The organism is Caulobacter sp. FG7, assembly GCF_057808875.1.
Genome location: NZ_JBMDIW010000009.1, coordinates 159864 through 180736 on the forward strand (window position 1 = coordinate 159864; position 20873 = coordinate 180736).

Here is a 20873-nt window from a genome sequence, read left to right on the forward strand (position 1 = left end):
GCGAGGCGTTGAGACAGCATGACCGACGAAGCCGTCCTGCAAGGCGAAGTGATCGACGCCAAAACCCTTGATGGGGCCCCCGCCGGCCATCGAGCGCGGGCGCACAGGGCCTGGCGCAACGCCGAGACCATCAAGCGCCTGTCCGACCGGCTGATCGGCGTCGGCCCGGTCGGCATCGGTCTCGACGGCGTGCTGGCCTGGGTGCCGGGCGCGAACACCGTCTACAGCGTCGGGGCGGGCATTCTGCTGGGCTACCAGGCCTGGCAGGCCCGCGCGTCGCTGCCGACCGTGGCGCGGATGGCCGCCTACATGCTGTTCGACAGCTCGACCAGCGCCGTGCCAGTCGTCGGCTGGGCGGTCGACACCCTGTTCCCGGGCCACCTGATGGCCGCCAAGGCGCTGCAGAAGGACATCGAGGCTCGCCACGGCGTGCCCGAGGAGATTGACCTCAAGCGCCGGAAGAAGAAGGCGAGGGCGCCAAAGCGCTAGTCGCTCAGCGGATCGGCGGCAGGTCGGCGAGGCACAGGCTGAGTTGGGGCAGGATCAGAGAGGTCAATGTGTCCCGGGCCGAAAAGCGCACGACGTCGCGATAGACGCCGCCGCTGAGGCTGCGGTGCACGACGATCTCGGCGCTGTTGACGTCCACCACCCAATAGTCGCGCACGCCATGCTCGGCGTAGAACTCCGCCTTCACCGAAAGGTCCTTGGCGACCGTGCTCTGGGCGACTTCGATGACCAAGCCGACATTGCGCCCGTCTATCGTGCTGAGCGGCAGACGGGCGTCATAGGCGTACAGATCGGGATCCGGTGCGTAGGTGGCCGACAGCCGCAACGTCGAGTCCACGATCACTTCTATGGCTTGGCCGGCCTGAGCCAGGAACGCCTTGGCGATCTGCATCTTGACGCGCGTGTGCTCCGCGCCTTCCGACGCCATCTCGACCAGCCCCCCGTCGATCAGCTCCACCCTGGCGTCGGCGTCGAGAATGCCGGCGTCCTGCATGCGCAGGACGTCTTCCAGCGTGAACCGGTGCGGTTCTGAGGTTTCGAGCGCGCGGGCCAGGGCGTTCATGGCTGGACGATAGCACGGCCTCGGCGGCGCGTAACGCCGTGCGCTCAGAGCACCAGACGGCCGCGGGGCGGCGGGGCCACGGGTTTCAGCATCCATTGCCGGCCGTAGGCGATCCACCAGACGCCCAGGCTGGTCAGCAGGCCGACGCTGATACAGAGCGGCCAGGCGATCGGCAGGCCGAAGAACAGCCCATCGCGAAACGAGAACCAGGCCACGCCCGCGCCGACGGCCAGGCCGGCCAGGGCGGCGGCCCACGGATGATGCTGGTCGATCTGGTCGAGGAGGGCCCAGGCCGCCAGGCCGGCGGCGACGTAGGGCCAGCCCAGGATCAGGCCGAACATCGGCGCGGCCAGCATGGCGTTGAAGGGCTCTCCGTCGATCTCCGAGCCGCCGGGGACGAACAGGCCATACACCGCGCCCAGGGTCATCGATGGCGCCAGATGGCTGAACAGGGCTCCCACGATCACCCGTGGCACGGTCGTTCGCGCCTTCGCCCGTCGCATGTCGGCCTCCTCGCTGTTGGCGAGGGCCAGGGGAAGGCGCGGGCATGCAGCCCGCACGGTGCTGGCTATGGAGAAGCGATGCAGGCGGCTGCTAAGCCGCCTCGCCCTGGGTGTAGCCCAGCTGCTTGTTCAGCTTGTCGAGCAGCTCGATCACCGCCTCGGCGATCACCGTGCCGGGCGGGAAGATCGCCGCGGCGCCAGCGTCGCGCAGGGCCTGGAAGTCCTGCGGCGGGATCACGCCGCCGACCACCATCATGATGTCGGCGCGGCCCTGCTTGCCGAGCTCGGCCTTCAGTTCCGGGGCCAGGGTCAGGTGACCGGCCGCGAGCGAAGACGCGCCGACGATGTGGACGTCGTTCTCCACGGCCTGGCGGGCCGCTTCGGCGGGGGTCTGGAACAGCGGGCCGATGTCGACGTCGAAGCCGAGGTCGGCGAAGGCGGTGGCGATCACCTTCTGGCCGCGGTCGTGGCCGTCCTGGCCCATCTTGGCGACGAGGATGCGCGGACGGCGGCCGTCGGCCTGGGCGAAGGCCTCGACCATGGCCTTGGCGCGGGCGGTGGTGGGATCGGAACCGGCTTCCTTCATGTAGACGCCCTGGATCGACTTGATCTCGGCCCGGTGGCGGCCGAACACCCGCTCGAGCGCGTCGCTGATCTCGCCGACGGTGGCCTTGGCGCGGGCCGCGTCGACGGCCAGGGCCAGCAGGTTGCCGGTTCCCCGCGCGCCGTCTTCCAGCGCCTTCAGCGCCGCTTCCGTGGCCGCCGGATCGCGCTCGGCCTTCAGGCGGGCCAGCTTTTCGAGCTGCTGGTTGCGCACCGAGCTGTTGTCGACCTTCAGCATCGGGATGACGTCGGCCACCTCGGGCTTGTAGCGATTGACCCCGACCACGCTCTGGCGATTGGAGTCGATGCGGGCCTGGGTCTTGGCGGCGGCTTCCTCGATGCGCAGCTTGGGGATGCCCTGCTCGATGGCCTTGGCCATGCCGCCGGCGGCCTCGACCTCCTCGATATGGGCCAGGGCCTTGACCGCCAGGTCATGGGTCAGGCGCTCGACATAGAAGCTGCCGCCCCAGGGGTCGGCGACGCGGGTCGTGCCGCTTTCCATCTGCAGGAACAGCTGGGTGTTGCGGGCGATGCGGGCCGAGAAGTCGGTCGGCAGGGCCAGGGCTTCGTCGAGCGCGTTGGTGTGCAGGCTCTGGGTCTGGCCGTTGACGGCGGCCATGGCCTCCACGCAGGTGCGCGAGACGTTGTTGAACACGTCCTGCGCCGCCAGCGACCAGCCCGAGGTCTGGCTGTGGGTGCGCAAGGAGAGCGAGCGGTCGTCCTTGGGCTCGAACTCGCGCTTCATCAGGCGGGCCCACAGCAGGCGGGCCGCGCGCATCTTCGCGACCTCCATGAAGTAGTTCATGCCGATGGCCCAGAAGAAGCTCAGGCGCGGCGCGAAGGCGTCGATGCTCATGCCGGCCGCGACGCCGGCCCTGGCGTACTCGATGCCGTCGGCCAGGGTGTAGGCCAGCTCCAGGTCGGCCGAGGCCCCGGCCTCCTGCATGTGGTAGCCGCTGATCGAGATCGAGTTGAACTTGGGCATGTTCGCCGAGGTGAAGGCGAAGATGTCCGAGATGATCCGCATCGAGGGCCCGGGCGGATAGATGTAGGTGTTCCGCACCATGAACTCTTTGAGGATGTCGTTCTGGATCGTGCCCGAGAGCTTGTCGGGGCTGACGCCCTGTTCCTCGGCGGCGACGATGTAGAGCGCCAGGATCGGCAGCACCGCGCCGTTCATGGTCATCGATACGCTCATCTTGTCGAGCGGGATGCCGGAAAAGAGCGTGCGCATGTCGAGGATCGAGTCGATGGCCACGCCAGCCATGCCGACGTCGCCCTTCACCCGCTCGTGGTCTGAGTCATAGCCGCGGTGGGTGGCCAGGTCGAAGGCCACCGACAGGCCCATCTGACCGGCCGCCAGGTTGCGGCGGTAGAAGGCGTTCGAATCCTCGGCCGTGGAGAAGCCGGCGTACTGGCGGATCGTCCACGGGTTGGTGACGTACATGGTCGGGTAGGGGCCGCGCACGAAGGGCGCGACGCCGGGGCGGCCGTCGGTGAAGTCCAGCCCTGCCGCGTCTTCGGCGGTGAAGGCGGGGGCGACGTCGACGCCCTCGGGCGTGCTCCAGACCGGGCCGGCCTGCGGTGCGGCGGCGGGCTCGGGCGCCTCGAAGCCGAGGTTCGCGAAATCGGGGAACTTGCTCATGGCTCAGGCTCCCTCGAAGGCGGCGGCGAAGCGGATGGGGGTCAGCGGCGGGCAGCGGCTGTCGGGGCCGGGCAGGCGCGGGTCGGGGCCGTCGACGGCGAAGGCGGCCGGATCGGGCGTTTCGACGTCCGGCGTCTTGTCGTCGGCGTTGGGGAAGGCGGTGACGCCCAGGATCTTGCGGCTCTTGTCGGCGAAGGACGTCTCTTGTCCCTCACGGGTTTCGGCGACCATGTCGGCGATCAGGCCGCTTTCCAGGGCCTTGACGATCCCACCGTCGGCCTCGATGGCCTGGAAGCCGCCCCAGGCGGCGCGGGCCAGCTGGTCGGTCAGGGTGTCGAGGTACCAGGCGCCGCCGGCCGGGTCGGCGACACGGCCCAGGTGGCTTTCTTCCATCAGCACGAGCTGGGTATTGCGGGCCTGGCGGCGGGCGAAGGCGGTGGGCAGGCCGATGGCGTCGGTGAAGTTGCCGAGGATGACCGTGTCGGCCCCGCCCACCGCGCCGGCGAAGCCGGCAGCGGTCAGGCGCAGCAGGTTGGTCCAGGCGTCGGCCCGGGCCAGCATCCGCTGCGACGAACGGGCCTCGATGCGAGCAGGGGCCTCGACGCCGCAGGCGCGGGTCAGCTGGGTCCACAGCGAGCGGACGGCGCGCACCTTGGCCACGCCCGTGAAGTATTCGCCGTCGAGGCTGACGCCCAGCACGATGCGCGACCAGGCGTCTTCCATGGAGAGGCCCGAGCGCACCAGGGCCTTGGCGTAGGCCACCGCGCTGGCGGCCATCACCGCCAGTTCCTCGGTGTTGGAGCCGCCGGCCTCGTGCACCGCGCGGCCGCTGGCCAGGAACAGGCCGGCCGTGGCGTAGGTCGCGGCCAGCCGCGCGCCGACCGTGGCGGCGCTGAACAGGTGGCTCTCGATCGGGCCGGGGCTGACGCCGGCCTGCATCCAGGCGGTCAGCGGGTCCATGTGGAAGGAAAGAGGCGCATTGGGCGCAGCCTTGGCCAGGGCGGCCAGCCAGTCGGCGGCCTTGGGGCCGAGGAACCCAGCGTCCAGCGCCACGGGCGCCAGGTCGAGCAGCACGCCGTCCAGAACGCGGGCCAGGTCTTCGCGCGAGCCGACGGCGACGCCGTTGGCGCCCGTGGGATCCAGCGCCAGCAGCACCGAGGCCGCGCCGTTCTCCAGATCCTTCAGAATCTCGCCGTTGGCATGTTTGGGATCAGGATGGGCGACGCGGGTGCGCAGGTCCCAGGGACGGTCGATGTCGCGCGCGCGCAGGTCGCGGGTCACCGTGACAGCGTCGTCGGCGGTGTAGAGCGGACGAATGGCGACGCCATCCGGCGTGGCGCGCACCAGGGTCTCGTCGAAATCGGCCCCTTTCAGGGTCTTCTCGACCAGTTTCAACCACTTGGCCTGCGCCAAGGCTTCGTCGGGCGGGCCGAAGTCGTCGGCCAGTTGGGCGGGCGCCTCGCTCACGACGGGGTTCTCCTGCGGTGCGGCATTCTTGTATTTTGACGCAGTTGCGCGCCTGCCGCCACGGAGGTCAAGCGCTTGCAAGTCCCATGAACAGGCGTTTAAGCTAACGCTGTTAACATGCGCGGCGCGTGACGTCGCGGAACGAGGAGACCCCCGTCCCATGGCCCTGCCGCCCATCCTGCGTGACCGTCTGCGCCTGCCGGTGATCGCCTCGCCGCTGTTCATCATCAGCAATCCGGACCTCGTCATCGCCGAGTGCAAGGCCGGCATCGTCGGCTCGTTCCCGTCGCTGAACGCCCGCCCGCTGTCGCAGCTGGACGAATGGCTGGCTCGCATCACCGAAGAGCTGGCCGCCTGGGACAAGGCCCATCCGGACATGCCCTCGGCCCCGTTCGCCGTGAACCAGATCGTCCACAAGACCAACAACCGGCTCGAACAGGACATCGAGCTGTGCGTGAAATACAAGGTGCCGGTGGTGATCACCTCGCTGGGTGCGCGCGAGGACCTGAACCAGGCGATCCACTCGTACGGCGGCATCACCCTGCACGACGTCATCAACGACCGCTTCGCCCGCAAGGCCATCGAGAAGGGGGCCGACGGCCTGATTCCCGTGGCGGCCGGGGCCGGCGGCCACGCGGGCGCCATCTCGCCCTTCGCCCTGGTGCAGGAGATCCGCACCTGGTTCGACGGCCCGGTCGCTCTGTCGGGCGCCATCGCCAGCGGCCGTTCGATCCTGTCGGCCCAGGCCATGGGCGCGGACCTGGCCTATATCGGCTCGGCCTTCATCGCGACCGAAGAGGCCAACGCGCCCGAGGCCTACAAGCGGACGATCACCGAGGCCAACGCCAGCGACATCGTCTACTCGAACCTCTTCACCGGCGTGCACGGCAACTATCTGCGCCAGTCGATCGTCGCCGCGGGCCTGGACCCCGACAACCTGCCGGAAAGCGATCCGTCGAAGATGAGCTTCGGCTCGGGCGGCAACCAGGACGCCAAGGCCTGGCGCGACATCTGGGGCTCGGGCCAGGGCATCGGCGCCATCAAGGAAGTGCTGCCGGTCGCCGAACGCATCGCCAAGCTGGCGGAAGAGTATGAGGACGCGAAGGCCGAACTGGCGGCCAAGACTGCGCTGACGGCCGGCAATCGCCTGGCTTTCGCCGCCGAGTAGGACGGGGACAGGCCCGGGGACGAAGGCGGCTTCGTCCCCGGCGACTCCGGCGCGGCGATCCTTGGTGGGTTCGAAACCGCCAGGAGCAAGCCATGTCCGACGCCGTCACGCCCCGCCTTTCGCTGCCCTACGTGGCCGCAGGGCAAGCCCAGAAGCATGTCACGGTCAACGAAGGCCTCGCCCGCCTCGACGGCCTGGTTCAGCCCTGTGTCGTCAGCCGGACGACGAGCGTCCAGCCGTCCGCGCCCGCTGACGGGGCGATGTGGATCCGGCCTGCAACGGCGACCGGCGCCGATTGGGCGGCGGCGTCCGCCCATAGCCTGATGCGCTTCGAGGCCGGGGCCTGGGAGGCGATCGCGCCCGCCGCCGGCTTCACTGCCTGGATCGTCGACGAAGGCCAGGCAGCCGTGTTCACCGGCTCGGCCTGGGTCGCGCTTTCCTCGACCTTCCAGAGCCTGACCGCCGCTCGCTCGCCGTTCGGGGCCGACGTCCGCGTCGAGATCCGAGAGGTCGAGGCGACTTTGAGCGGCGCGTCGGTGACCACGGCGGCCGTCATCCCCGCTCGATCCATCGTGCTGGCCGTCTCGACCCGCACCAGCGCCGCGATCACCGGAGCGGTCTCCTACAGCTGCGGGATCGCCGGCGAGACCGGCAAGTTCGGCAGCTCGTTGGGCGTGGCGCTGAACGCCAGCAACATCGGCGTGGTCGGGCCGACGGCGTACTACGCCGACACGCCGGTGGTGCTCACCGCGGCGGGCGGGAGCTTCGTTTCCGGCAAGGTGAGGGTGGCGATCCAGATGCTGCGCTTCGAAGCGCCGGCGGCGGTTTAGAATCCCTCTCTCTTTGAGAGAGGGGTCAAAACACCGCCTGCCGATCACCTCGCAACTTGCGAATGGCTCTCTGCTTGATCCTGGGAGCGGCGGCGGGTAAACGCCCCTCATCCCTTGGGGAGTAGCCGCCCGCGCCTATCAGCGGGGCCCGCCGTCAACATACTTGGCTCTTTACGAGCCATGGCGCGGGCGAAGGAAGCACCGACAGCTTTCTTGGCGAGACCAATGGCGTCGTTTTCCGTCCGGGCTGGGCGGGGAAACGGTCGCTGTTGTCTTGTCTGCGCTCGGCCCCGCAACGGTGTTTCATGGAATCCCTGCTCGTCTCGACCCTGGTCGTGGCCATCGCCGAAATCGGCGACAAGACCCAGCTTCTGGCCATCATCCTGGCCACGCGGTTCAAGAAGCCGATCCCGATCATCCTGGGCATACTGGTCGCCACCTTGCTGAACCACGCCCTGGCTGCGCTGGCCGGCTCGCTGGTCGCCCAGTACCTGCAGGGCGCCTGGTTCCAGTGGCTGATCGCCATCTCGTTCATTGCCATGGCCGCGTGGGCGCTGATCCCCGACAAGGCCGACGACGAGGACGGCGGGGCTGTGGGCCGCTATGGCGTGTTCGCCACCACGGCGGTGGCCTTCTTCCTGGTCGAGATGGGCGACAAGACCCAGATCGCCACCGTGGCCCTGGGCGCCCAGTTCCACAACGTGACCCTGGTGGCCGCCGGCACCACCCTGGGCATGATGCTGGCCAATGTGCCGGCCGTTTACCTGGGCGAGGCGGCGACCAAGATCGTGCCGCTGAAGTATGTGCGCATCGGCGCGGCGCTGATCTTCCTCGGCATCGGCCTGTGGGGGATCGCCAGCTTGCTTGGCCTCTTCAAGTAATGACGTAGGCGGGGGCGGGGGCTATGGACGGATCGAACTGATCCGGAGCCTTCGCCCCATGACCCTCGACGATCCGCGCGCGACCGGTTGGGAATTCTGGATCGATCGCGGCGGCACCTTCACCGACATCGTCGCCCGTCGTCCCGATGGACGCCTCGTCACCCACAAGCTGCTGTCGGAAAATCCCGAGCAGTACGAGGACGCCGCCGTTGCTGGCGTGCGCGCGCTGCTGGAGCAGAGCGGCGGTGGAGTGGTCGAGGCGGTGAAGATGGGCACCACGGTGGCCACCAACGCCCTGCTCGAACGCAAGGGCGAGCCGACCTTGCTGGCGATCACCAAGGGTCACGCCGACGCCCTGCGCATCGGCCAGCAGGCCAGGCCCAAGCTGTTCGACCGCAATATCGTAAAGCCGGAGGCCCTCTACACGCGCGTCGTCGAGATCGACGAGCGCGTCGGCGTCGACGGCGAGGTGGTGCGGCCGCTGGACGAGGCGGCCGCCCGCGAAGGCTTGCAGGCCGCCTACGACGCCGGCTTCCGCGCCGTGGCGATCGTGCTGCTGCACGGCTTCCGCTTCACCGACCACGAGGCGCGTGTCGCCGCCATCGCTCGTGAAGTCGGCTTCACCCAGGTCTCGGCCAGCCACGAGGTCAGCCCGCTGATGAAGCTGGTCGGGCGGGGCGATACGGCGGTGGTCGACGCCTATCTGTCGCCGATCCTGCGCCGCTATGTCGACCAGGTGGCCTCGCGGCTGGGCGAGGAGACGCGCCTGTTCTTCATGCAGTCGAACGGCGGCCTGACCGACGCGCGGGCCTTCCGGGGCAAGGACGCCATCCTCTCAGGTCCGGCCGGCGGCGTGGTCGGCATGGCCAAGACGGCGGCGGAAGCCGGCTTTTCCCGTGTCATCGGCTTCGACATGGGCGGCACCTCGACCGACGTCTGTCACTATGCCGGCGAGTATGAGCGGGCCTACGAGACGGTGGTGGCCGGCGTGCGGATGCGCGCGCCGATGATGAACATCCACACCGTGGCGGCTGGCGGCGGCTCGATCTGCAGCTTCGACGGCGCGCGGCTGCGGGTGGGGCCGGCCTCGGCCGGGGCCAATCCCGGGCCGGCCTGCTATCGCCGGGGCGGACCGCTGACGGTGACTGACTGCAACGTCATGCTGGGCAAGCTGCAGCCCGAGTTCTTCCCGCACGTCTTCGGTCCCAACGCCGACCAACCGCTCGACCGCGCCGTGGTCGTGGAACGCTTCGAGGCCCTGGCCGCCGAGATCGCGGCGGCGACCGGTAAGGCGATGACGCCCGCCGAAATCGCCGAAGGCTTCCTGACGATCGCCGTCGAGAACATGGCGAAAGCCGTGCGCCAGATCTCGATCCAGCGGGGCTACGACGTCACCCGCTACGTCCTGGCCTGTTTCGGCGGGGCGGGCGGCCAGCACGCCTGTCTTGTGGCCGACGCACTCGGCATGAAGACGGTGATGATCCACCCGTTCGCCGGGGTGCTCAGCGCCTATGGCATTGGCCTGGCCGACCTGCGCCTGCTGCGCGAGACCACGGTGGAGCAGCGCCTGGACGAAGCCGCCGCCACCCTGCCGGCCCGGGCCGCGGCCCTGGCCGCCGAGGCCGAAGCCGCCCTGCGCGCCCAGGACGCGCCGCTGGTGACGGTCGAGACGCAAGGCGCGCTGCTGGTGAAGTACGCCGGCACCGACACGCCGCTGCGCGTGCCGCTGACCGACGCGGAAGGCGTCAAGACGGCTTTCGAGGTGCTGCACCAGCGCCGCTTCGGCTTCGTCTCTCCGGCGACGCCGCTGGTGGTGGAGACCCTGAGCGTCGAGGCGATCGGCCATGCCGACGCTGGGGCCGAACCGGATTTTGAGTCCGGCGCGTCCAAGGGCGCTCCGGTCGCCCTGACCACGGCCGATATCCGGATGGCCGGCGAGGTTCGCGCGTCGCCGGTGTTCGACCGTGAACGGCTGGCGGTCGACGCCGAAGTGCCGGGCCCCGCCGTCATCCGCGAGGCCACCGGCACGACGGTGGTCGAACCCGGCTGGCGAGCCAAGGTCGACGCGCACCTCAACCTCATCCTCGACCGTGTCGAGGCCCTGGCGCCGCGTCGCGCGGCCGGCACGGACGCCGATCCCGTCATGCTGGAGGTGTTCAACAACCTCTTCATGGCCGTGGCCGAGGAGATGGGCTTCGCCCTGCAGAACACGGCCTATTCGGTCAATATCAAGGAGCGGCTCGACTTCTCCTGCGCGCTGTTTGACCGCGACGGCAACCTGATCGCGAACGCCCCGCACATGCCCGTGCACCTGGGCTCGATGGGCGATAGCGTGCGGGCGATCCGCGACGGTCGCGCCGATGACGGCCGGGGCATGAAGCCCGGCGACGTCTACATGCTGAACGCCCCCTATGCCGGCGGCACCCACCTGCCGGACGTGACGGTGGTCATGCCGGTGTTCGATACGGCCGGGGCCTTGCTGTTCTACGTCGCCGCGCGCGGCCACCAGGGCGACATCGGCGGGATCACCCCCGGTTCGATGCCCCCCGGCAGCAAGACGGTCGAGGAGGAGGGGGTGCTGATCGAGAACTTCCTGCTGGTCGAGGGCGGGCGGTTCCTGGAAACCGAAACGAGGGCGCTCCTAGCCTCGGGCAAGTGGCCGGCGCGCAATCCCGACCAGAACATCGGCGACCTCAAGGCCCAGGTGGCGGCCTGCGCGCGCGGCGCCGAAAGCCTGACCGGCCTCGTCGCCGAGTTCGGCCAGGACGTGGTCGAGGCCTACATGGCCCACGTGCAGGACAACGCCGAGGAGGCCGTGCGCCGCGTATTGGCGAAGCTCTCCGACGGCCAGTTCGCCTACGAGCTCGACGACGGCAGCGTGGTGAAGGTGGCGATCACCGTCGACCAGGCCGCCCGCACCGCACGCGTGGACTTCACCGGCACCAGCGACCAGGTCCCGACAAACTTCAACGCCCCGGCCTCGATCTGCCGGGCGGCGGCGCTGTACGTCTTCCGCACCCTGGTCGACGACGAGATTCCGATGAACGACGGCTGCCTGCGGCCGGTCGAGCTGGTCATTCCCGACGGCTCGATGCTGAAGCCGCGCTATCCGGCGGCGGTGGTGGCCGGCAATGTCGAGACCAGCCAGGTGGTTGTCGACGCCCTCTATGGCGCGCTGGGTGTCATGGCCGCGGCGCAGGGGACGATGAACAACTTCACCTTCGGCGACGAGCGGCGGCAGTATTACGAGACCATCTGCGGCGGGGCGGGCGCGGGGCCGGACTTCGACGGCGCTGACGCGGTGCAGACTCACATGACCAACAGCCGCCTGACCGACCCGGAGGTGCTGGAGACGCGCTATCCGGTGCGGGTCGAGGCCTTCGCGATCCGGCGCGGCTCGGGCGGGGCTGGGACCCATCGCGGCGGCGACGGGGTGGTGCGCACCATCGGCTTCCGCGAGCCGATGACGGTCACCTTGCTGTCCAACCGCCGGCGCGTGCCGCCGTTCGGCCTGCATGGCGGGGCCAGCGGGGCGCTAGGCCTGGCGCGGATCGAGCGGGCGGACGGGACCGTCCAGGCGCTGGCGGCGACCGACGAGGCGCAGGTTTCGGCCGGCGACCGCGTGGTCATCGAGACGCCGGGCGGCGGGGGCTGGGGCGAGGCCTGAGCGGCGAAACCTCGTCCCCTCGGGTCGCGCCGCAGGCGCGGCCCGCCCGAGGGCATGCTTCGACAGGCTCAGGGTGAGGTTTCTGATGCCGGCTTCGTTTTTTGCGGCTCACACCGCTTGCCTTGATCCTCATCCTGAGCTTGTCGAAGGACGAGGATCACGCACCACTCGCCAGGAGGCCCCATGACCGACATCGCCCGCCGCACCCTGATCGGCGCCGCCGGTCTGGTCGTCGCGACGCCCAGCCTAGCCCTGGCCGCTGGGAAGCCCAAGGTAGCGATCCAGACCAGCGCGGGCCTGATCGTGGTCGAGCTGGAGGACAAGAAGGCCCCGATCACGGCCGCGAACTTCCTGCGCTACGTGGACGCCAAGAAGTACGACGGGGGGACCTTCTATCGCGCCTCGCGCACCAAGGGCGTGAAGGGCGCGGGCTCGATCCAGGGCGCGCCGCCGCCGCGCGCGCGCCGCTTCGCCCCGATTGCGCATGAGAGCACCGCCAAGACGGGCATCCGCCACAGGCCGGGCGTGATCTCGATGGCCCGCAACGCGCCGGGCACCGCAACGTGCGACTTCTTCATCTGCGCCAGCGCCATGCCCTATCTCGACGCCCATCCGGGCGCCAAGGGCGACAACCAGGGCTTCGCAGCCTTTGGCACGGTGGTCGAGGGTCTGCCGATCGTGAAGAAGATCCTGGCCATGCCCACCGGCGGCCCCGCCTATACCGAGGCGATGAAGGACGAGATGCTGAAGGCGCCGGTCCAGATCTTGAGCATGAAGCGGGTGGGTTAGTCGCGCTTCGACTGCTCGGCGAGCTTGGCTTCCAGCCGCGCCAGCGTCACCTTGATCTCTTCCTGCTCGGCGTGGCTGAACTCGTTGGCGTCCTTGATGCAGCGCGAGCAGATGGTGCCGATCAGCAGCGGCAGGATCAGCAGCAACGTGACGTGCATCAGCACGACGGCGACCACCCGCCCGCCGGGCGTCGCCGGGTAGAAGTCGCCGTAGCCGACCGTGGTGGCGGTGACGCAGGCCCACCAGATGGCGTCCAGATAGGACTTGCCCTCGAAGAACGCATAGGCGCCGGCGGCCGCCAGCAGGATGACGACATAGACGACGAGCAGTTCGCGGACCGTGTCGAGGTACTTCATCATCGTTGAAGATCCTGGCTGGAGCGGGTCAGGGGCCGATCACCCGCCGCGCGCGGATGGCGGTCTGGCCGTCGATGTTCATCAGGTAGCTGCCGGCCGCGGCCTTGCGGATCTCGACCTTCGAGCCGGCCTTCGGCGGCGAGGACAGGTCGCGATCGTCGGCCTGGCGCCAGGTGGCGCCGTCGGCCAGGGTCAGGATCCAGCGGCCGTCGGCGCCGCGCACGGCCTTGGTCACTTGCCCGGCGATGCGGTCGACTTCCTCGGGCTTGTCGCCGCGATCGAAGACCGACAGGGCCGAGAGATCCAGGCCGAAGGCCTGGCGGCGGGCGGCCTGGGCCTGCTGACGATCGACGATGATGACGTCGCCCTTCTTCTCGGCGGCGGTGATCGTGTCGACGGCCGTGTCGTAGCAGGCCAGGCGCTTGTCGCTTTCGGCGATCTTCCGGCAGTCGAGCAGGGCCTTCAGGGCGGGGGCGACGTCGCGGACGACCGGCGCGGCCGCCTGGGCGGCGCCCACGGCCAGTGCGGTGGCAAGGCCCGTAGCCGCGAGGGCGCGGCGCGAGGGAAGGCGGAAGGGCGGCATCATGGCGCTCCGGGTTCGTCGATCAGCCAGCCGGTGACCGACAGGCGCTTGGCGGCGGCGTAGGCGGCGACCGGCGCCACCGAGTGGGGGCGCGGCACGCGGAACAGCGTCAGTACGTTGAAGCCGGGCAGGAAGCCGCGCTCGATCTGGCCCTCGGCGTCATGGAACAGCAGCTGGCCGCCCCAGTCGGGACGCCAGCGCTGGGTGAAGCCCAGCGTGAAGGCCGCCAGGCGCGTGTCGCGGCCGTGTTTGTCATCGTGCAGCGTCAGGAAGTCGCCGGGCCGGTAGTTCGAGGCCTGGGCGCGAACGCCGGCGACGTGCGGGACGCCGATCACCTGGGCGCCGAAGTCGAGGAAGGCCCGGCTCTGCACCAGTTCGGTGAGGGCGTGGACGGATGGGGAGGGGTCTCGCGCGTACTCGTCCTGCAGCGGGTAGGACAGGTGGATGAACGAGAACCCCCGCGAGGCGCGTTTCAGAGCGCTCTGCAGGAACTGGCGCACGGCCGCATCGCCGAACTTGCGGATGGCCTCGTTGGTTATGACCAGGGTCTCGTTCTTTTCGTCGGGCGCGACGATGGCCCAGGACGAGATTCCCTCCAGCAGATCGCCGGCGGCGGTGGCGTCGATGGGCTCGAGAAAGACCGGAATCTGAACCACGCCCTCGCGGGCGAAGGTGTCGGCGAAGGTCGCGGGATCGAGATCGGCGCGGATGCGCAAGGTCGGTTTTGCGGCCGTCATCGGGCGATGTGGTGCACGGCGAATCTCCCCCGTCGCGGCGGAGGCGGCGACGGGTTCTAGCTAACAGATCGATGTTCGCCGGTTCAATCGCCCCTCGCTGGACGTAGGGGGCTGGCGCCGAAAAAGCAGGCGCCGGCTCGCGACCCATGGCGCGTGAGGCGCCGGATGCTGTCCATTTGTCGCCAAATCGCAATGTTCTGCGATCGGGAGTCTTGAGTTTAAATCTGGCGAACCGTAGTTTTCGTATACCGTCGACTACGCAAAGTTTGACCATTCAGTGGCTGGTTAAGCTGCAACAAAAACCCGCCGATGCTTGAGGCGTCCTAATCGCCGATGTTTTCGATTATCGATAAGAAATGTTTCTCTACCAGCAACAATTCAAAGTCCTTTTCGACCATAATGGGCGATAAGGTGGCTATATATGGCGCATTTGGGGCAGAGTGCGTCCCTTTTGTTACAGTGTGAACTAAATGTAACCCAGCGCTCCAAGGCAAGATTGACCCCGGTTCGTCAAACGCCGTTCATGCGCGCAGACCCGCTTCGAGCCCGATGCGGGGGGGCAAAATGCGCTGCGCGGGGGAACACGAGCGGCGCCGCGATAAGTTTTTGGAGGTCTGATGTTGCACGCCTTGTCCATGCGTAAGCGTTTGCTTGCGTCCACCCTGCTCTGTGGCGTGATCGCGCCCGCCGTGGTGGCCTCGCCGGCTTTCGCGCAGGAAGAACCTGCCGCGGTCGAGGAAATCGTCGTCACCGGTTCGCGCATCGCGCGTCCTGACCTGACCTCCAGCAGCCCCGTCGCCGCCGTCGGCGAAAAGGAACTGCAGCAGTCGGGCGTGGTGAACACCGAAAACCTGATCAACACCCTGCCGCAGGCCGTTCCGGGCATCACCTCGACGGTCAACAACGGCAGCAACGGCACCGCCACCGTCAGCCTGCGCGGCCTTGGCTCCAACCGCACCCTGGTGCTGGTGGACGGCAAGCGCCAGACCCCGACCACCCAAGCCGGCAGCGTCGACATCAACCTGATCCCGCCGGCCCTGATCAAGCGCATCGAAGTGCTGTCGGGCGGCGGTTCGGCCGTGTACGGCTCGGACGCCATCGCCGGCGTCGTCAACTTCATCCTGAAGGACGACTTCGAGGGCATGGAAGTGTCGGCCGGCTATCAGGCCACCGACAAGGGCGAAGCCCCGATCTATTAGGGCTCGATGACCTTCGGCGCCAACTTCGGCGGCGACAAGAAGGGCAACGTCGTCCTCAGCCTGGGCTACAACAAGCGTGAAGCCCTGACCCAGGGCGAGCGCGGCGGCATGCTCAGCACCGCCTGGGGCGACAACGCCACCCGCACGGGCCTGGTCCCCAGCGGTTCGGGCTCGAACGAGCCGGGTCAGGTCGGTTCGTTCGTCTCGGGTCGCTTCGTGACCCTGCCGGGCGTGGCCAACAACTCGGCCAACACCGCGCTTTTCCTGACCAATGGCGACGTGCGCCTCTACAACGCGGCGACCGACACCTACAACTTCGCGCCGGTCAACTACGTCCAGACCCCGCAGGAGCGCTACTCGGTCACCTCGCTGGCCAGCTATGAGCTGAAGCCGGGCCTGACCGCCTACGCCAAGGGCAACTTCGTCAGCAGCAAGGTCGTCACCCAGCTGGCGCCGACGCCGATCGGCAACCGCACCTTCCGCTTCACGCTGGACAACAACCCGTTCCTGACGGCCGCCGCCAAGACCGCGCTGAACAGCCTGGGCTCGAGCACCGCCTACACGATCCCGTCGAGCGCCTCGTGGACCGCCGGCACCTTCACCGACGTCGACAGCGACGGCGACGGCCTCTACGACACCGTCACCGGCGTCTTCAACCGCCGCCTGTCGGAAGTGGGCCCGCGCGTCTCGCGCTTCGACTTCAGCGGCTTCCAGGTGCAACTGGGCCTGAAGGGCGAGATCGAGGCCATCAACGGCGGCTTCGACACCTACTTCCAGTACGGCAACACCCACGGCAGCAACTCGCTGCTGGGCGACACCAGCCTGGCCCGCATCCAGCAGGCCCTGCTGCTGAACGCCACGGGCACCGGCTGTCTTGATCCGTCGGGCGGCTGCGCGCCGATCAACCTGTTCGGCCAAGGCAACATCTCGACCGCCGCCGCCAACTTCATCAAGACCCGCATCAACTCGTCGCAAGACTACGAGCAACTGTATGCCGGCCTGGTGTTCAACGGCGACACGAGCAACGCCTTCTCGCTGCCCGCCGGTCCGATCGGCTTCGCCGTCGGCGCCGAGTATCGCGCCGAAGACTTCGCCTTCAATCCGAGCCAGGATCTGGCCACCGGCAACCTGACCGGCTTCAACGCCAGCCCGCCGGTCTCGGGTCGTTTCGACGTCTACGAAGCCTACGCCGAACTGGCCGTGCCGATCCTGAAGGACCTGCCGTTCGTCAAGTCGCTGGACCTCGAACTGGCCGGCCGTATCTCGGACTACACCACCCAGCCCGACCCGGTTAAGACCTACAAGGTCGCGGGCACCTGGAAGCCCATCGACGACGTGATGGTCCGCGTGTCGTACAACAGCGCCATCCGCGCTCCGTCGATCGGCGAACTGTACGCTCCGCAGAGCAACGGCTTCCCGACCTCGACCGACCCCTGCTCGGCCCGCGCCAACCCGAACGCCCAGGTCCGCCAGGCCTGTATCAATTCGGGCGTCGCGGCGGCTCAGGTCGGCGTGCTCAACGCCAACCAGCAGACCCAGACCCTGTCGGGCGGCAACCCGAACCTGAAGCCGGAAAAGGGCGAAACGACCACGGTCGGCATCGTCTACACCCCGCACTTCGTTTCGGGCCTGTCGCTGACTCTCGACTACTTCAAGATCGAGCTGAAGGACGCCATCGACACCTTCGGCGGCGGCACGGCCAACCTGATGGCCGTCTGCTACGGTCCGATCGTCAACGGCAACCCGAACTCGCCGTACTGCCAGGCCATCAACCGCCTGGGCAACGGCTCGATCGACTACGTCTCGTCGATCAACCAGAACGTCGCGGCGCGTAACCTCGAAGGCTTCGACTTCGGCGTCACCTACCGTACGCAACTGGAAGACATCGGTCTGCCGGATTGGGGTTCGCTGGCGGTTCGCTCGCTCTACACCAACACCTGGGAATACACGATCATCCCGGACGAGATCTCGCAGCCGATCAAGTGCGCCGACAAGTTCGGCACGCGCTGCTCGGGCGCCGGCGTCAACCCGATCCCGCGCCACAAGATCAGCACCTCGGCCAACTGGCGCTTCAAGCAGGTCGGCGTGAACCTCGTCTGGAACCACCTGGACGACGTGATCGACGATGCTCCGGCGACCCGCTACACGGTCGAGAAGATCGGCGCGAAGAACTACTTCGACCTGTCGGCCGACTGGGACGTCAACGACAACCTGGCCTTCACCGGCGGCGTCAAGAACCTGACCCAGGAAGCCTACCCGATCCTGGGCGGCAACGCCTCGCCGTCGAACAGCGGCTATCCGGCCGTCTACGACGTGCTGGGCCGCGTGTTCTTCCTGAACGCGCGCCTGCGCTACTGATCCTGGACGGCGCGCCTCGCAAGGGGCGCGCCGGACCCGGCGTTTCGAAAGCCGGCGGCCTTGCGGTCGCCGGCTTTCTGCGTTTCGGGCTCAGCCGCGCCGGGCGGCGGCCGAGGCGAGATAGAGCTCGAGATTGGTGTAGCCCGAGCCGTCCTTGGCCGGGGCCGCGCCGTCGGCGGCGGTCTTGGGGTCGAGGCCATGGGCCTTTTCCCAGGCGTCGGGCATGCCGTCGCCGTCGCTGTCCTTGGCGACCTTGCCCGCAGGCAGGGCGGGCCAGCCGCCGACGTCGTTCTGGCTGTTGATCACCTTGCCGGTGCGGTCGCGCACGCCGGCGACGATGCGGGCGTCGACGCTGTCGCGGAACACCGAGGCGCCGGCCTCGGCCAGCACCCGCTCATAGGCGAGAGGCGCGGGATCGGACTTCACCGGGGCCACGTCGACCGGGGCGGGCAGGCGATAGCCGGCCGGCTCGGGAATGGTGAAGGTCACCAGGCTCCAGGGATCGGCGGGCACGTTGGTCAGCATGCTGTTGCCGGCGAAGTAGGCGCGGGCCAGGCTGTTGCTTTCCTGGAAGGCCACCGCCTTCGTGCTCTGCGGACCCATGATGTAGGCGTTGTCGACGAAGTTGTAGGCGACGACCGCGGCCTTGTCGGCGTCGTAGCCCGCATGGCCCTTGCCCCAGTTGTAGAAGACGTTGGAGCGGAAATCGAACAGGGCCCCGACGGGGTCCTTGTCGGCGCCGTCGTAGTTGCCGGGGCGCGGCATGCGGGCCATGTGGTTGGCCCAGAGATTGTGGTGGAAGCTGATCCTCGAGCCCCGGCCGCCACGGATCAGGCTGCCATAGCCGTGGTCGCCCTTGGCGTGCAGCGACCGGGCCATGGACTCGGCGATGATCGACCACTGCACCGTCAGGTCGAAGAAGCCCTGGCCCTCCTCGCCGTAGCGGGCCGAGGCCGACAGGGTTTCGTCCACCGACCAGCTGGCCGAGACGTGGTCGAGGATGATCCGCCGGCCGTTGTTGATCCAGACGGCGTCGCTCTCGGTCTTGCTCTCGTCGCCCAGGCGCGAGCGGATGAAGCGGATGACCACGTCGTCGGCCGAGACGACGAGGGTATGGTCGCGCAGGGTGATCCCGCCGCCCGGCGCGGTCTGGCCGGCGATCGTGATGCGCGGCTCGCTGATCTTCAGGTCGGATTTCAGCTGGATCGTGCCGGCGACCTCGAAGACCACGGTGCGCGGGCCCTTGGCTTCGACGGCGGCGCGCAGCGAGCCCGGACCGGCGTCGTTCAGGTTGGTCACCTTGATCACCGCGCCGCCGCGGCCGCCCTGCGAGAACCGGCCCGCGCCCTCGGCGCCGGGGAAGGCCAGGGTCTGGGCTGACGCCTGTCCGGCGAGACCGAGCAGGGCGAGGGCGGCGGCGCCGGCCAGCAGGCGGCGCGGACGAAGGCGGATCATGACGCGGTTCTCCCCGAGGCCGGCGAGCGTCGTGCGCGCATCGTCCGGATGGCGCGACCCTGCCCTTGGGATCGGGAAATGTCTACCGGTGTCATTTCGCGGCCGGCCGCGGCGCTTTGTGACGGTAACCCTATGCTGCCGAGGGATTTGCCGCGCCTGTGACCAATTCCTGCTCGATATCCGGGCGAAATCGACTGCTGCATTGCGGCGATACGCCGACAGGCGAAGTTTTCTTCCGAAAATGGGCGGGCGAACCTGACGCTGGTGTCAACCTTACCGGATTGCCGTCGATTCGCGTCCCGGGGGGGAAGCACGCCATGTCCGCCGAAGAAGCCAGCCTCCGACCAGAGCGCATCCTCGACCTGTCCGAACGCCTCAGCGCGGTGGCGGGGCAGAAGATCGGCGAGATCTCGACCGTCAACCGCGCCGCCAAGATGCTGGCCATCAACGCCCTGATCGTGGCCGCGCGTGCGGGCGAGGCCGGCAAGGGCTTCGCCATCGTGGCCGAGGAGTTCAAGAAGATCTCGACCCAGATCGACGAGGTGGCCGGGGCCCTGGAGAGCCAGGTGCGCGCCGATCTCGACGAACTGACCGCCATCGGCGGGGCGATCCTGGCGCACCTGCGCGGCCAGCGCCTGGCGGACCTGGCCCTCAACGCCATCGAGATCATCGACCGCAACCTCTATGAGCGCACCTGCGACGTGCGCTGGTGGGCGACCGACAGCGCTGTTGTCGACTGCGCCATGGCCCCATCGCGCGAGGCGGCCGACTATGCCAGCCAGCGGCTGCGGGTGATCCTCGACGCCTACACCGTCTATCTGGACCTGTGGATCTGCGACGCGGCCGGGCGGGTGATCGCCAGCGGCCGGCCCGACAAGTATTGCGGCGTGCAGGGCGCGTCGGTGGCCAACGCCAGCTGGTTCCAGGAAGCGCTGCGCACCAAGAGCGGCGATGATTTCGCGGTGGCCGACATCGCCCGCCAGCGTCTGCTGGACGACGCGCCGGTGGCCACCTACGCCACGGCCATCCGCGAGGGCGGCCAGGCGCGGGGCAAGGTGATCGGCGTGCTGGGCGTTCATTTCGACTGGCGGCCCCAGGCCCAGGCCATCGTCGACGGCGTGCGCATGACCGACGAGGAGAAGGCCCGCTCGCGCGTGCTGCTGCTGGACCAGAACCACCGGATCCTGGCGGCCTCGGACGGGCAGGGCGTGCTGACCGACAGCTTCAAGCTCGACACCTCGCATGGAACGATGGGCAGCTACGCGCAGGGCGACCGCACGATCGGCTACGCGCTGACGCCGGGTTACGAGACCTACAAGGGCCTGGGCTGGTACGGCTGCCTGGTGCAGCGCCAGGCGGTGGATGCGCCGCTGCCGGTGGCCGCCGAGCGGGCCGTGGACAATGTGCTGCGGCTGAAGGCGTAGAGCCAACCTCCTCCTGTGGGGAGGCGATCGCGGGAGCGATCGGTGGGGGGATGACTTTCCGGCGTTGTGGAAGCTGAGAACGGCCCCCCCTCCGGCCCTTTGTCCAAGATGCTCCCCCTGAAGGGGGAGCTGTCGCGAA

Annotated in this window: 15 protein-coding genes, 1 pseudogene and 1 riboswitch; of the genes and pseudogenes, 8 read left to right on the forward strand and 8 right to left on the reverse strand. The window is 68.6% G+C overall.

Translation table 11 applies throughout. The features are described 5' to 3' along the window. The first annotated feature begins 18 nt into the window (after positions 1-18). Positions 19-489 (forward strand): DUF4112 domain-containing protein, encoded by a 471-nt coding sequence (locus ACODR1_RS09890; RefSeq protein WP_488880296.1) that lies wholly within the window; start codon positions 19-21, stop codon positions 487-489. Between the two features lie 4 nt (positions 490-493). On the opposite strand, the gene ACODR1_RS09895 is transcribed toward ACODR1_RS09890, so the two are convergent. The 4 genes from ACODR1_RS09895 to ACODR1_RS09910 form a co-directional block, all read right to left on the reverse strand. Continuing rightward, positions 494-1069 (reverse strand): Uma2 family endonuclease, encoded by a 576-nt coding sequence (locus ACODR1_RS09895; RefSeq protein ID WP_488880297.1) that lies wholly within the window; start codon positions 1067-1069, stop codon positions 494-496. Positions 1070-1113: 44 nt separating this feature from the next. Next, the gene (locus tag ACODR1_RS09900; protein ID WP_488880298.1) at positions 1114-1572 is read right to left on the reverse strand and encodes a hypothetical protein; all 459 of its coding nucleotides are present in this window, start codon (positions 1570-1572) and stop codon (positions 1114-1116) included. A gap of 91 nt (positions 1573-1663) precedes the next feature. After that, positions 1664-3820 carry a methylmalonyl-CoA mutase gene (gene scpA, locus ACODR1_RS09905; protein ID WP_488880299.1) on the reverse strand — a complete coding sequence of 719 codons (2157 nt, stop codon included), beginning with the start codon at positions 3818-3820 and terminating at the stop codon, positions 1664-1666. 3 nt (positions 3821-3823) lie between these two features. Further along, a complete protein-coding gene (locus ACODR1_RS09910) occupies positions 3824-5266 on the reverse strand; it encodes a methylmalonyl-CoA mutase family protein (RefSeq protein ID WP_488880311.1) in 1443 nt (480 codons plus the stop codon). A gap of 181 nt (positions 5267-5447) precedes the next feature. Between ACODR1_RS09910 and ACODR1_RS09915 the strand changes: the two genes are divergently transcribed. The 5 genes from ACODR1_RS09915 (at position 5448) to ACODR1_RS09935 (ending at position 12622) form a co-directional block, all read left to right on the forward strand. After that, entirely contained in the window at positions 5448-6455 is a 1008-nt protein-coding gene (locus ACODR1_RS09915) for an NAD(P)H-dependent flavin oxidoreductase (RefSeq protein ID WP_110121457.1), read from the forward strand. Positions 6456-6547: 92 nt separating this feature from the next. Further along, complete coding sequence (locus ACODR1_RS09920) at positions 6548-7285, forward strand: DUF2793 domain-containing protein (RefSeq protein ID WP_488880300.1); 738 nt, start codon at positions 6548-6550, stop codon at positions 7283-7285. Between the two features lie 104 nt (positions 7286-7389). Next, a riboswitch (yybP-ykoY riboswitch) is annotated at positions 7390-7529 on the forward strand. A 61-nt stretch (positions 7530-7590) separates the two neighbouring features. Further along, a complete protein-coding gene (locus tag ACODR1_RS09925; RefSeq protein WP_488880301.1) occupies positions 7591-8166 on the forward strand; it encodes a TMEM165/GDT1 family protein in 576 nt (191 codons plus the stop codon). Positions 8167-8224: 58 nt separating this feature from the next. Further along, a complete protein-coding gene (locus ACODR1_RS09930; protein WP_488880302.1) occupies positions 8225-11833 on the forward strand; it encodes a hydantoinase B/oxoprolinase family protein in 3609 nt (1202 codons plus the stop codon). A gap of 183 nt (positions 11834-12016) precedes the next feature. Further along, positions 12017-12622 (forward strand): peptidylprolyl isomerase, encoded by a 606-nt coding sequence (locus ACODR1_RS09935; RefSeq protein ID WP_488880303.1) that lies wholly within the window; start codon positions 12017-12019, stop codon positions 12620-12622. Here the strand turns inward: ACODR1_RS09935 and ACODR1_RS09940 are convergent. Genes ACODR1_RS09940 through ACODR1_RS09950 form a run of 3 tightly spaced genes read right to left on the reverse strand, consistent with a single transcriptional unit; the run spans position 12619 to position 14277 of the window. After that, positions 12619-12981 carry a potassium channel family protein gene (locus ACODR1_RS09940; protein WP_488880304.1) on the reverse strand — a complete coding sequence of 121 codons (363 nt, stop codon included), beginning with the start codon at positions 12979-12981 and terminating at the stop codon, positions 12619-12621. The two genes, ACODR1_RS09935 and ACODR1_RS09940, sit on opposite strands and share 4 nt — an antisense overlap. A 25-nt stretch (positions 12982-13006) precedes the next feature. Then, on the reverse strand, positions 13007-13561 hold the full coding sequence (locus tag ACODR1_RS09945; RefSeq protein ID WP_488880305.1) for a hypothetical protein: 555 nt from the start codon (positions 13559-13561) through the stop codon (positions 13007-13009). Then, positions 13561-14277, reverse strand: coding sequence for a 2OG-Fe(II) oxygenase family protein (locus tag ACODR1_RS09950; RefSeq protein ID WP_488880306.1), 717 nt, complete (start codon positions 14275-14277; stop codon positions 13561-13563). The genes ACODR1_RS09945 and ACODR1_RS09950 overlap by 1 nt, the downstream gene beginning before the upstream one ends. A gap of 638 nt (positions 14278-14915) precedes the next feature. Between ACODR1_RS09950 and ACODR1_RS09955 the strand changes: the two are divergent. Continuing rightward, positions 14916-17855: pseudogene (locus ACODR1_RS09955) on the forward strand (TonB-dependent receptor domain-containing protein). 90 nt (positions 17856-17945) lie between these two features. Here the strand turns inward: ACODR1_RS09955 and ACODR1_RS09960 are convergent. Further along, positions 17946-19310 carry a pectate lyase gene (locus ACODR1_RS09960; RefSeq protein WP_488880307.1) on the reverse strand — a complete coding sequence of 455 codons (1365 nt, stop codon included), beginning with the start codon at positions 19308-19310 and terminating at the stop codon, positions 17946-17948. Positions 19311-19627: 317 nt separating this feature from the next. On the opposite strand from ACODR1_RS09960, the gene ACODR1_RS09965 reads away from it, so the two are divergent. Next, positions 19628-20734, forward strand: a complete 1107-nt coding sequence (locus ACODR1_RS09965; protein WP_488880308.1) for a methyl-accepting chemotaxis protein — start codon at positions 19628-19630, stop codon at positions 20732-20734. The last annotated feature ends 139 nt before the right edge of the window (positions 20735-20873 follow it).